Origin of the sequence: Candidatus Methylopumilus planktonicus (assembly GCF_000981505.1) — a bacterium.
Taxonomy (GTDB): Bacteria; Pseudomonadota; Gammaproteobacteria; order Burkholderiales; family Methylophilaceae; genus Methylopumilus; species Methylopumilus planktonicus.
The window spans coordinates 308,935-320,612 of record NZ_LN827929.1 but is presented as its reverse complement, the minus strand read 5'-3'; the positions used below and the strand labels follow the sequence as shown (position 1 = coordinate 320,612).

At 36.0% G+C, this 11,678-nt stretch carries 12 protein-coding genes; 7 read left to right on the top strand and 5 right to left on the bottom strand.

Translation table 11 applies throughout. The features are described 5' to 3' along the window. The first annotated feature begins 8 nt into the window (after positions 1-8). From adk to nadD, 6 genes are read left to right on the top strand one after another with little or no spacing between them, the layout of a single operon-like run. Entirely contained in the window at positions 9-659 is a 651-nt protein-coding gene (gene adk / locus BN1208_RS01780) for an adenylate kinase (RefSeq protein ID WP_046487272.1), read from the top strand. A gap of 3 nt (positions 660-662) precedes the next feature. Further along, a complete protein-coding gene (gene leuS / locus BN1208_RS01775; protein WP_046487270.1) occupies positions 663-3,116 on the top strand; it encodes a leucine--tRNA ligase in 2,454 nt (817 codons plus the stop codon). 3 nt (positions 3,117-3,119) lie between these two features. Then, complete coding sequence (locus BN1208_RS01770; protein WP_046487267.1) at positions 3,120-3,605, top strand: LPS-assembly lipoprotein LptE; 486 nt, start codon at positions 3,120-3,122, stop codon at positions 3,603-3,605. Positions 3,606-3,608: 3 nt separating this feature from the next. Then, complete coding sequence (holA, locus tag BN1208_RS01765) at positions 3,609-4,637, top strand: DNA polymerase III subunit delta (protein WP_046487264.1); 1,029 nt, start codon at positions 3,609-3,611, stop codon at positions 4,635-4,637. A gap of 39 nt (positions 4,638-4,676) precedes the next feature. Further along, positions 4,677-5,936 (top strand): glutamate-5-semialdehyde dehydrogenase, encoded by a 1,260-nt coding sequence (locus BN1208_RS01760; protein ID WP_046487261.1) that lies wholly within the window; start codon positions 4,677-4,679, stop codon positions 5,934-5,936. Between the two features lie 3 nt (positions 5,937-5,939). Further along, positions 5,940-6,599, top strand: a complete 660-nt coding sequence (gene nadD, locus BN1208_RS01755; protein WP_052734603.1) for a nicotinate-nucleotide adenylyltransferase — start codon at positions 5,940-5,942, stop codon at positions 6,597-6,599. Here nadD and bioD read toward each other — a convergent pair. From bioD to bioB, 5 genes are read right to left on the bottom strand one after another with little or no spacing between them, the layout of a single operon-like run. Further along, positions 6,574-7,266 carry a dethiobiotin synthase gene (bioD, locus tag BN1208_RS01750; protein WP_046487258.1) on the bottom strand — a complete coding sequence of 231 codons (693 nt, stop codon included), beginning with the start codon at positions 7,264-7,266 and terminating at the stop codon, positions 6,574-6,576. The two genes, nadD and bioD, sit on opposite strands and share 26 nt — an antisense overlap. Further along, positions 7,266-8,135 carry a malonyl-ACP O-methyltransferase BioC gene (gene bioC, locus BN1208_RS01745; RefSeq protein WP_046487255.1) on the bottom strand — a complete coding sequence of 290 codons (870 nt, stop codon included), beginning with the start codon at positions 8,133-8,135 and terminating at the stop codon, positions 7,266-7,268. The genes bioD and bioC overlap by 1 nt, the downstream gene beginning before the upstream one ends. A 2-nt stretch (positions 8,136-8,137) precedes the next feature. Then, the gene (bioH, locus tag BN1208_RS01740; protein ID WP_046487253.1) at positions 8,138-8,899 is read right to left on the bottom strand and encodes a pimeloyl-ACP methyl ester esterase BioH; all 762 of its coding nucleotides are present in this window, start codon (positions 8,897-8,899) and stop codon (positions 8,138-8,140) included. Next, positions 8,889-10,076, bottom strand: coding sequence for an aminotransferase class I/II-fold pyridoxal phosphate-dependent enzyme (locus BN1208_RS01735; RefSeq protein ID WP_046487251.1), 1,188 nt, complete (start codon positions 10,074-10,076; stop codon positions 8,889-8,891). Before BN1208_RS01735 ends, bioH begins: the two co-directional genes overlap by 11 nt. A gap of 7 nt (positions 10,077-10,083) precedes the next feature. Next, positions 10,084-11,025: a biotin synthase BioB gene (gene bioB / locus BN1208_RS01730; protein ID WP_231854593.1), complete on the bottom strand. Its 942-nt coding sequence runs from the start codon at positions 11,023-11,025 to the stop codon at positions 10,084-10,086. 186 nt (positions 11,026-11,211) lie between these two features. Between bioB and trmL the strand changes: the two genes are divergently transcribed. Further along, complete coding sequence (trmL, locus tag BN1208_RS01725) at positions 11,212-11,676, top strand: tRNA (uridine(34)/cytosine(34)/5-carboxymethylaminomethyluridine(34)-2'-O)-methyltransferase TrmL (RefSeq protein WP_046487248.1); 465 nt, start codon at positions 11,212-11,214, stop codon at positions 11,674-11,676. Positions 11,677-11,678: the final 2 nt, after the last annotated feature.

The window sequence follows — 11,678 nt, the reverse complement described above, 5'->3', positions numbered from 1 at the left end:
AGAGATACATGAGAATTGTTCTACTAGGAGCGCCGGGTGCCGGTAAGGGTACACAAGCCCAGATACTTAAAGACAAATTTAATATCCCCCAAATATCTACTGGAGACATGCTTCGTTCTGCTATTAAAGCAAACACAAAATTAGGTTTTGAAGCCAAACAATTTATGGATAGTGGCGCGCTTGTTCCAGATCAACTTATTATTGAATTAGTTAAAGAGCGGATACAAGATAGCGATTGTAAACAAGGCTTCTTGTTAGATGGCTTTCCTAGAACTATTCCTCAAGCCGAAGCAATGAAACAGGCTTCCATTAGGATTGATATAGTCATTGAAATTGATGTGCCAGATAACATTATTGTAGATAGGTTAAGCGGCCGAAGGACGCATATTGCTTCAGGTCGCATTTATCATATTCATAATAATCCCCCTAAAATTCAAGATCAGGATGACATCACAGGTGAGCCTCTTATTCAGAGAGATGATGATAAAAAAGAAACCATTCTAAAACGTCTTGACGTTTATCACAGCCAAACAAAGCCACTTGTTGATTATTATTCAAAATGGGCAGCGTCTGAAATTCAAGAGCTTCGCTATATTAAGATTAATGGCCTCGGTGATGTTAAAGATATCCAAAAAACAATTTTTGATCAAATTAATTAGTACATGCAATCCAACTACCCTTTTAAAAGTATTGAAGAAAAAGTTCGATCTTATTGGGATATGGAGCTTACATTCTCTGTTTCAGAAGACTCTAAAAAACCAAAATATTATTGTCTTTCTATGTTCCCTTATCCAAGCGGAAAACTTCATATGGGGCACGTTAGAAATTACACGATCGGCGATGTATTAAGTCGCTTTCATCGCATGCTTGGTTTTAATGTATTACAGCCCATGGGCTGGGATGCTTTTGGTTTGCCTGCTGAGAATGCGGCATTACAAAATAAATCTGCTCCTGCTGCTTGGACCTATAGCAATATTGATTACATGAAGCACCAATTAAAACAACTGGGCCTTGCTATTGACTGGAAAAGAGAAATTGCAACATGTCGACCAGAGTATTACAAATGGGAGCAATGGTTATTTACTGAACTCTTTAAAAAGAAATTAATTTACAAAAAAATTTCTACAGTTAATTGGGATCCGGTTGATCAAACTGTCCTTGCTAATGAACAAGTAATTGATGGAAAAGGATGGCGATCTGGCGCTGTTATTGAGAAAAAAGAAATTCCTCAATATTTTATGAAAATTACTGAATATGCGGATGAGCTTTTAAGGGATTTAGATGGTCTTGAAGGCTGGCCAGAGCAAGTCAAAACCATGCAAAGAAATTGGATTGGTAAAAGTTATGGCTGTGAAATTGAATTTTCTATTAAAGATCATGCTGACCACGTTAAAATCTATACTACCCGACCAGACACACTTTTAGGTGTGACTTACTTAGCTATTGCAGCAGAGCATCCCCTTGCTTCATTAATTAAAAAAAATAATCCTACAATTGAAGCATTCATTAACGAATGTTCAAGAGGCAGCGCTGCTGAGGCAGATCTTGCCACTGCAGAAAAAATAGGTATCGACTCTGGGCTCCGAGCTATTCACCCTATCACACAAAAAGAAGTACCGATTTGGATAGCTAATTATGTTCTTATAAGTTATGGCTCAGGAGCAGTCATGGCAGTTCCTGCGCATGATGAAAGAGATTTTCATTTTGCAAAAAAATACAACCTCAACATTGAACAAGTTATTGAGCCGATTGATGCAAAAACAATGAACCTTGAAGAGGGTGCTTACACTGATTATGGGCGGTTAATTAATTCGGGTGAATTTAATGGCTTAGAATTTCAGGAGGCATTTGATGCCATTGTTAATAAACTAACTTCTCTCCATAAAGGTAAAAAAACAACGCAGTTTAGATTACGTGACTGGGGAATTTCAAGGCAGCGTTATTGGGGATGCCCAATACCTATTATTAAATGTCATTCATGTGGCGAAGTACCTGTGCCAGAAAAAGATTTACCCGTAGTGCTGCCTGAGTCCATCGTTATGCATGGTGTTGGATCCCCTATCAAACAAGATGAATCTTTTTACAAAACAACCTGTCCTTCCTGCGGCAAGCCAGCTGAAAGAGAAACAGATACGATGGATACTTTTGTAGAGTCATCTTGGTACTTTGCTCGCTATCCAAGTTATAACAATCAAAATGCTATGGTGGATGAAAGAAGTGATTACTGGATGCCTGTTGATCAATACATCGGCGGTATTGAGCATGCCATCTTACATTTATTATATGCACGCTTTTTTAATAAGATCTTAAGAGACCTTGGCCTCATTAAACATTCAGAGCCATTTAAAAATCTTTTAACACAAGGTATGGTATTAAAAAATGGCACCAAAATGTCAAAATCAAAAGGCAATACTGTAGATCCTCAATCACTTATTGATCAGTTCGGTGCTGACACCGCAAGACTTTTTATTATGTTTGCAGCCCCTCCTGAGCAAAGTTTAGAATGGTCCGATAGTGGTGTTGAGGGAGCGAATCGCTTTTTAAAGCGGCTTTGGAAAGCTGTTTATGATCATCATACCAAAGGTAAAATTGCGCCTTATAAAGAAGGAGAGCTCACGGCTCAAACAAAAAATTTAAGATTTGAGTTACATCAGACCATACAAAAAATTACAGATGATATTCAAAGAAGACATAGTTTTAATACAGCCATATCTTCTGTGATGGAGCTTATGAATACCTTTGCAAAAGTGGAAGGTGAAGATGCTATAACAGTTTCAGTCAAACAAGAAGTGATACAAAATGTTATTTTGTTACTCAATCCTTTTGTGCCTCATATTTGTCATGCCTTATGGGATCATCTTTTTAATACTGCGATCGATCAAGAGGTTTGGCCTAAAGCTGACCCAAGCGCATTAATTAAGAACGAATATGAAATGGTGATTCAAGTGAACGGAAAACTTAGAGGAAATATGCTAGTATCAGCTGATCTTACACAAAAAGATATTGAGCTCATGGCCCTCGAAAATGAGGACGTTAAGCGATTTATAAGCCTTGAAAGTAAAGTTAAGAAATTGATATTTGTACCTAAAAAACTCATTAATATCGTCACAGGATAAATTATGAATTTTATACAAAAAAAACTTATAGCTATATTATTACTTCTGGTGATTACAAGTTGTGGATTTCATTTGAGAGGGATGACAGAAATATCATTTAAAACAATTAGTCTAGAAGGCAAAGAATTAAGTCTCACAAAAAATCTCAAGAAAATCTTAAATACTAATAAAGTAGCTATTGTTTCCTCCACAGAGAATCCAGAATTAAGAGTTGAGCTCCTGAGCGAAGAAAGTGAAAAAAGAATTCTGTCTTTGAGTGGCCAGGGCCTTGTTCGAGAATTTGAAATTTTTTATAGAGTTCGTTATCGTATTAAAACTAGCGACAGTGAAATTTGGAGCCAAGAAAACATAATAGAAACACGCAAGGACTTTACTTACAGTGATTCAAATCTTATTGGTAAAGAAGAGGAAGAAAGGCAGCTTAACGAAGCTATGCGTATTGAAGCCATCACAAGTCTATTTAATCAAATTCAAGTTATTAAAAAATAATTAATGGCGGCATTTGATTCGGAAGCACTTCATAAGGAGCTTCAAAAAAATCAGCTATCAAAATTTCTTCTTTTGGGGGATGAAGCTCTCTCACGAAAAGAAGCTTTCGACATCCTTCGTCAATTTGCAAAAGAACATTCTTACTTAGAAAAGTTGACTTTTACTATTGATCGCTATTTTAAATGGGATCAATGCGCTTCATCCCTTTCTGCTCAGGGTTTGTTTTCTCAAAAGCGCATTATTGAAATCGTCATTCCCTCAGGAAAAATAAATGCAGAAAGTGGCGAATCCTTTTATGAGATTCTACAAAATTTTTCTCAAGACGACCTACTAATTGTTCACTTACCCGAAACAGACAGGGAAACAAAGCAGCAGAAATGGTTTAAGGAACTTGAAAAAAAATCTTGCATGATTAGGCTTGATGAGATTAAGCCGGGTGAACTTACTTCTTGGTTAAAAAAAAGAGCTTTATTATTATCAATAAACCTAGATGAAGAAAGTATTCAGCTTGTCAGTCAATTTGTTCATGGCAATATGCTTGCTGCAGACCAGGAATTGAATAAATTAGCATTGCTTTTCCCAAATCAATCAATTTCATACGATAAAGTTTCCCAGTCTATCTCTAATGTATCTCGTTATGATACTTTTGAACTCACTGAATATGTATTAAATGGTGATCAGATAAAAACCTTGTCGACACTCAATTGTTTAAAAGAAGAGGGTCAAAATCCAATTAGCATAACAAGCTCTCTTTCTTGGGTATTAAAACCTATGCTTGAAATAAAAGAGCTTGATTTTAGAGGTCAATCTTTAGAAAATTATCTTACAAAATCAAGAATATTTGGAGATAAGCTTACTTACGTTAAAAAAGCGCTATCTTTTTTTTCAGTTAAGCATTTAAGGGCGGCTATTCAAAAGTTATCTGAAATCGATAAAATATCAAAAGGTGTTTCCCCGGGCGACGCCTGGTTAGAAACGGGTAGACTTTGTCTAGGGCTTGCAAAAATAGCATCTCGAAGTCGAAAAATTTGATCCTATACAAGGTAATTTCTTAACGCGTATAATTCATCCATGACAAACACTAATCAATACCTTAAAAATATCGGTCTAGAAGCAAAAAAAGCTTCGCACCTGATGGCTAAAGTATCAACTCAACAAAAAAATGATGCTTTGACTTTTCTCATTGAGCTTTTAAATTCAAAAGCCGCAACCATTTTAAAAGCCAATGAAAAGGACGTAAAGGCGGCGAAAAAAAATAAATTAGATCGTGCTTCTATCGACCGCCTAATCATTTCGAGTAAAACCATTGATGCAATGATTAACGGCATACAAGAAATTGTCGATCTGAGAGATCCTATTGGTGAAATTATGCATTTGAATGCACGTCCATCAGGTATTCAAGTTGGTCAAATGCGTGTTGCTCTTGGCGTCATAGGTATGATTTATGAATCTCGTCCTAACGTGACTATTGATGCGGCGAGTTTATCTATTAAGTCAGGAAATGCCATTATATTAAGAGGGGGTAGTGAATCTATTCATTCTAATATTGCTTTAAGCGGCCTTATTCATGAGGCGCTGAAAAAATCTGGTCTTTCTATTAAGGCTGTTCAGGTAATCGACTCTACGGATAGATCTATCGTCAAAGGCATGATTAAGCTTAATGATTACATTGATGTCATCATACCAAGAGGCGGTAAAAGCTTAACTAAAATGATTAGTGATGAAGCAACTGTTCCTGTTATTAAACATTTAGATGGAAATTGTCACGTCTTTGTTGATAAAGATGCAGACTTAAATAAGACGCTCAAAATTATTGAGAATTCTAAAACTCAGAGATTGGGTACATGCAATACCACTGAATCACTTTTAATTTCGAAGCATATTGCACGCGATTTCTTACCTAAAATTGTGAAAATGCTGCATCAACATAAGGTGGAGGTTCGCGGATGCAAGGAAACATTGAAACATGTTAAGGGTATTAAAAAAGCAAGTGAGAATGATTTTTATACTGAATATCTTGATGCAATCATTTCATGCAAGATTGTAATTGATATCGATGAAGCTATTCATCATATCAATCAATATTCCTCTCATCACACCGACGCTATAGTTACAGAAAATTATGAGCGTGCGATGCAATTCTTGAAAGAAGTTGATTCAAGCAGTGTTATGGTAAACGCTTCAACTCGATTTGCAGATGGCTTTGAATATGGCCTAGGTGCTGAAATAGGTATTTCAACGAATAAATTACATGTAAGAGGTCCTGTCGGTCTTGAAGGGCTCACCTCGCTAAAGTATATTGTATTAGGCAACGGTCATACTCGCAAATAAGGAATGTCTTTGAAGCTTATTGGTGTGTTTGGCGGTACATTTAACCCAATCCATTATGGTCATATTAAATTAGCTCAAGCTTGGAAGAGCTTCGCTTCTTTGTCAAAAGTTCTTTTTATCCCGTCCGGCCTAGCACCTCATAAAAATATCGTATTAGAGAACAAGCATCGCTTAGAAATGCTTAATCTCGCTTTAAAGCCTTATGCAGGATTTTTGACCGATGATCGAGAAATTAAAAAATATGAGAACGATCTTCAGGCCTCTTATACAATTGAAACATTAAAAAGACTTACACAAGAAAAAGAAGAAAACCAGGCTTTATGTTTTTTAATGGGAAGTGATGCTTTTCTGAAACTTGAATCCTGGCATTTATGGAATGAGCTTTTTAATTATTGCCATATATTAATTGTTGAGAGACGAGAATCGCCTATTCACTCAGATCAATTAACGCCAGATCTAAAAAAAGAATGGAATAAAAGACTTACTCAAAAGATAGAAGATATCGAAACATCAGCTTACGGTTTAATTATGGTGAAACAATTTGAGTATACTGACGTTTCATCATCTCAAATTCGGAACGCAATTCATTTGCATAAGAATCTTATACAACTCGTGCCTGAAGTAATTGCCGACTACATTAATATAAATCAACTTTATCGTTAAGCTTAGCAATATCAATAAATTTTGATGCTCTGTAAGGATCAAAATTTTTAAGATAAGGTACTTCGCCTAAACAAGGTGCCTTAATATTTTCTTTTAAAAAAGATACATTCTCATCATAAGCAAGCATATGCTCATCAATACGATTAGCTACCCAACCAGAGAGTTTTTGTTTTTTATTTAGAATTGATTCAACTGTCAATAAAGCATGATTGATACAGCCTAGCTTTACACCTACAACTAAAATAATGGGTATATTCAGAGCTTCAATCAAATTTGCCGTAGAAAAATTCTCTGTTAACGGCACAGCGTAACCCCCCACCCCTTCCATAAATAGATAATCCATCTTATTTTCAAATGATCGCAAATACTTTTTAATTAGATGAATATCGATTTCTTTTTTATTTTTCTTAAAGCTAATATGAGGTGCTATTGGGGCTTCAAATTGATAAGGATTAATTTCGTTGATATTTATGTCAGCATTGCTCACCTCAGCAATCTTTTTAACATCATCAGATATCATATGACCATTTTCTATATGGCACCCAGCGGCGACAGGCTTCATTCCACCCACACAAAATCCCTCTTCAGTCAATTTAGCAATCAAACTACAAGTGATTGCTGTTTTTCCAATATTAGTGTCGGTTCCAGTGATGAAATATGTATACATTATTGCTTTGGATAAAATCTAACGACTGAGGATTCGTCAAGTGGCTTATTTACTTTCCACGCATGTCCATAAACAACCTCGTAACTCGCAGGTAATTTTTCATCAGTCCTATATGTTTCATATGATTTTTCTAATTGATACAAAAAGCCCTTTCCTGTCATGCCCTTAGCCCTTCCTTCTAGTGCATTGCGAGCACCAATATGTTTGAGATCATACATAATTTCTTTAAATGTACTGTAAGTAAGTGTATAAAGATCGACATCTAATACTGGGTCAGAAAATCCGCAACCCACAAGCGCATCTCCAATATCATGCATATCGATAAATTGATTCACATGTGAGTGTTTGGAAAATGATGCGAGAGAAGCTCTTAATTCATGAAGTGTGCTTGGTCCAAAAGTGCTAAATATAAAAAGACCGTTGTGCTTTAATATTTTTCCTATCTGAGTAAATATCTGATCTAGATGATTACACCATTGAAGTGATAAATTCGACCAAATCATATCGATACTACCTTCTGATAAGGGGATAGCTTCCATATCAGCACAGATAAACTGCTGTGAGGTTTTATTTGAAAAAGACTTCAAGAAATGATGTTTATTTTTCTGTTCTGCCTTTTTTAACATGTCATATGCAAAATCCAAATAAATAAGATCACGGGGCTTATAGGTAGCTTTTAAATCAGGGCCTGCATTGCCTGGCCCGCAGCCTAAATCAAGAATTATTTCTGGATTTATTTTGAGTAATTTTAATCTAAGAAACATTTCTCCTAGGACATGCTTCTGAAGCACTGCTGCCTCTTCATAAGAAACCGAAGCTTTATTAAATGCTGCTTGAGCCCTTTTTTTATCAATATGATCTTTAGTCATGATTAGGCTGCTAATAAAAATTGATCCAGGCAATTAAAAAACTCATCCGAATGAGAAAGGAAAGGAATGTGTGATGCACCTTTGATAATTTTTAGTTGACTTTCTTTCAAGTGACTTTCAAGCCATATAGAGGCAGACTTTGGGGTTAAGCGATCCATATCGCCTGTGATTAAAAGTGTTTGATGTTTAATTTTATTAATATCATTTCGCAAATCATTATTTAATAAGATATCAAGCCCAAGTTGTAATGATTTAATTTCGGGTGGATTTTCTACCGCCTCGATTTCTTTAAGTTTTTTAATAATCAACTTGCTATTTTTCGAATGCATGAGTTGTAGTATGTAAAAATTTATCATGGTCGACTTGTAGTTTTTAAAAAGATTATTAGCAAAATTATTAAAGTCTCTGATATCTACCCCATAACTCCAATCTGTCTGGTTAATAAAACAAGGCGTGCCTCCTACTAAAACCATACGATGAATTTTTTTGGGGTACATAAGACTCATCTTAATTGCAATAAGACTGCCTAGAGACCAGCCTAAAATATCAAATGAGGGTGGTAAGGCTTTACTTATTTCCTCAGTTACGTGATCTAGATCATAAGGATTAATGACGTGACTTTTTCCCATACCTGGGATATCTACAAGATGAAGTGTGTATTGGTTTGAAAATCTATCAATAATAGGTTCCCATATACCGCTATGCATTCCCCAGCCATGAATAAGCACAAGATCTTTTCCTTGGCCTATTTTTTTAATGTGCATCTAAATTACTTTCAAAATCTATGATATTTTTTATTATTTTTTTTACATCTTCATGTGAATGCAATGCTGAAAATGATATCCTCATTCTTGAAGTGCCTTTTGGCACTGAAGGTGGCCTAATCGCCGGCACATAAATTCCTTTATCTATTAGCCATTTATTTAATCTTAATGCATTAATTTCATTTCCGACAATTACAGGTTGAATAGGTGTTAATGAGTTACCTAAAGATAGCTTCTTTAATTTGATATGAATTCTAAAAGATGCTACAAGATCTTTTACATGCGCCCTAGCTTCGTGTGCATTTAAAATTTGATTTAATGACTCTTTAAGTCCAAAAGCAAGAAATGCTGGTATGGCAGTTGTGTAAATATATTGTTTTGATTTTTGAACTAGGTATTCAATAAGACTATTTGACGAAGCAACCACAGCGCCATGAATGCCGGCAGACTTTCCTAACGTTGCCATATAAATTAGTCTTGATGAATATGGTGTGTTAATTTTTTCTAGATCAGCAAAATGTTGCAATACACCCTTTCCTTCTTTGCCTAATACGCCAAAACCATGTGCATCATCAATATAAAGATAAGTATCGTAAGCTTCGGCTAATTGAATTAAATGAGGGATATCTGCAATATCACCATCCATACTAAAAACAGCATCTGTCACAATGATTTTAACTTTTGATTTTGATTCTCGAATTAACTCTTCAAGATGGCTCATATCATTATGTCGGTATCTTTTATGGCTGGCGCGAGAGAGAATTGCGGCATCATTTAATGACGCATGATTTAACTTATCTGAAAAAATAGCGTCATCTTTCCCGGCCAATGCTGAGATGACCCCCATATTTGCCATATAGCCCGATGAAAATAAAAGTGCTCTTTCAAAATAAAGCGCTTCACTAAATGCATTTTCAAATGCTTCATGGAATTCATGATGACCTGAAATGAGATGAGAGGCTCCCATACCATTGCCAGATAAATGAATGCCTTCAATCAATGCATCCTGAATAAATTGATTTTGTGAAAGGCCTAAATAATCATTCGAACAGAAACTTAAATAATTTTGATGATTGAAAGAAAGATTAGACCCTAATCTTCCGCTTAATAATTTTCTTGTTCTAAAAAGATGATTGTCTTTTAAGGATTGAAGTTCACGATGAATTTGATCTAGCATCAGAAGCTTATATAGGATGAATACCTAACTTACTAAATAAAGCTTGATCAACTTTTACATCTGGATTGTCAGTTGTTAATAACTTTTCACCATAAAAAATTGAATTAGCACCCGCTAAAAAAGCTAATGACTGAATACCCTCATGCATCGATTGTCTTCCTGCAGATAGTCGAACATAGCTTTTTGGCATCGTAATTCTTGCAACAGCAATCGTCCTAACAAATTCAAAGAGGTCAAGCGGTTCAGTTCCATGCAAAGGCGTACCTTCTACTTGCGTTAATAAATTAATTGGCACACTCTCAGGTTGCTTTTCCATGTTGGCGAGCTGCGCAATTAATCCTGCTCGCTCAGTTCTACTTTCACCCATACCAACAATTCCACCGCAACATACATGAAGATCAGCTTCTCTAACGCGATCCAATGTGTCAAGCCTGTCCTGATATACGCGAGTTGAAATCACATCGCCATAAAATTCAGGCGCAGTATCTAAATTGTGATTGTAATAATCAAGCCCTGCTTCTTTAAGCCTGTGCGCTTGTCCATCTTTTAACATACCAAGAGTGGCGCAAGTTTCAAGTCCCATTTTTTTAACTTCTTGAATCATCTCTAACACGGATTTTAAATCTTTATCCGTGGGACTTCTCCAAGCAGCGCCCATGCAAAAACGACTAGCGCCAGCTTGCTTTGCGGCTCTTGCGGCTTTGATCACCTCATCAATAGGCATCATGGCTTCATTCTCTACATTGGTGTCATAGCGGGCAGATTGAGGGCAATAACCACAATCCTCTGAACATCCTCCCGTCTTGATGGACAACAGCGTGCTTACTTGAACTTTATTGGGATCAAAATTTTCGCGATGAATGGTTTGGGCTTTAAACATAAGGTCGCTGAAAGATAAAGCGTATAAAGCTTCGATTTCAGCAATTGACCAGCGATCTTTTAGCGGCATTTTTGGTTTTTTAGGTGATTTTCGTTCAAATTGAATAGGTTGCTGACTTATATTGGGCTGCGATTCAATCATGACAATTCCCTATCTATATGATTTAATTGTAAAAATATCATTAAAAACCAATTGTTAAGATATTTTACTATAATTTGTTACAATTGTATAAAAATTAATCAGTTGTTATATCTTATGTTTTCTATCGCCCTTTTTGAACCTGAAATCCCACCTAATACTGGAAATATAATTAGGCTTTGCGCCAATACAGGCACTCAACTTCATTTAATTGAACCCTTGGGCTTTAGCTTAGATGACAAGCAGCTTGTTCGTGCAGGTCTTGATTATCACGAATACGCCTCAGTCAAAACATATCCAAATTTTTCAGCGTTCGAATTGCTTCATAGCGAAAGTCGCATGTTTGCCGTCACCACTAAAGGTGGAACACCCTTCCATGAGGTTTCTTATCAAGGGGGTGATATCTTTTTATTTGGGCCTGAAACCCGAGGCTTGCCTGAGTCGATTCGCAGTCAATTTGATGAAGATAAAAAAATCAGGATCCCCATGACGGAGAGTAGCAGGAGCTTAAATTTATCCAATGCAGCCGCAATTCTTCTCTACGAAGCTTGGCGACAAAATGGATTTAAAGGGGGGTCTTAGAC

Bases quoted from the DNA above. Each gene is read 5' to 3' on its own strand.
- adk (WP_046487272.1), top strand. From the start codon at position 9: ATGAGAATTGTTCTACTAGGAGCGCCGGGTGCCGGTAAGGGTACACAA.
- leuS (WP_046487270.1), top strand. From the start codon at position 663: ATGCAATCCAACTACCCTTTTAAAAGTATTGAAGAAAAAGTTCGATCT.
- BN1208_RS01770 (WP_046487267.1), top strand. From the start codon at position 3,120: ATGAATTTTATACAAAAAAAACTTATAGCTATATTATTACTTCTGGTG.
- holA (WP_046487264.1), top strand. From the start codon at position 3,609: ATGGCGGCATTTGATTCGGAAGCACTTCATAAGGAGCTTCAAAAAAAT.
- BN1208_RS01760 (WP_046487261.1), top strand. From the start codon at position 4,677: ATGACAAACACTAATCAATACCTTAAAAATATCGGTCTAGAAGCAAAA.
- nadD (WP_052734603.1), top strand. From the start codon at position 5,940: ATGTCTTTGAAGCTTATTGGTGTGTTTGGCGGTACATTTAACCCAATC.
- bioD (WP_046487258.1), bottom strand. From the start codon at position 7,266: ATGTATACATATTTCATCACTGGAACCGACACTAATATTGGAAAAACA.
- bioC (WP_046487255.1), bottom strand. From the start codon at position 8,135: ATGACTAAAGATCATATTGATAAAAAAAGGGCTCAAGCAGCATTTAAT.
- bioH (WP_046487253.1), bottom strand. From the start codon at position 8,899: ATGCACATTAAAAAAATAGGCCAAGGAAAAGATCTTGTGCTTATTCAT.
- BN1208_RS01735 (WP_046487251.1), bottom strand. From the start codon at position 10,076: ATGCTAGATCAAATTCATCGTGAACTTCAATCCTTAAAAGACAATCAT.
- bioB (WP_231854593.1), bottom strand. From the start codon at position 11,025: ATGCCGCTAAAAGATCGCTGGTCAATTGCTGAAATCGAAGCTTTATAC.
- trmL (WP_046487248.1), top strand. From the start codon at position 11,212: ATGTTTTCTATCGCCCTTTTTGAACCTGAAATCCCACCTAATACTGGA.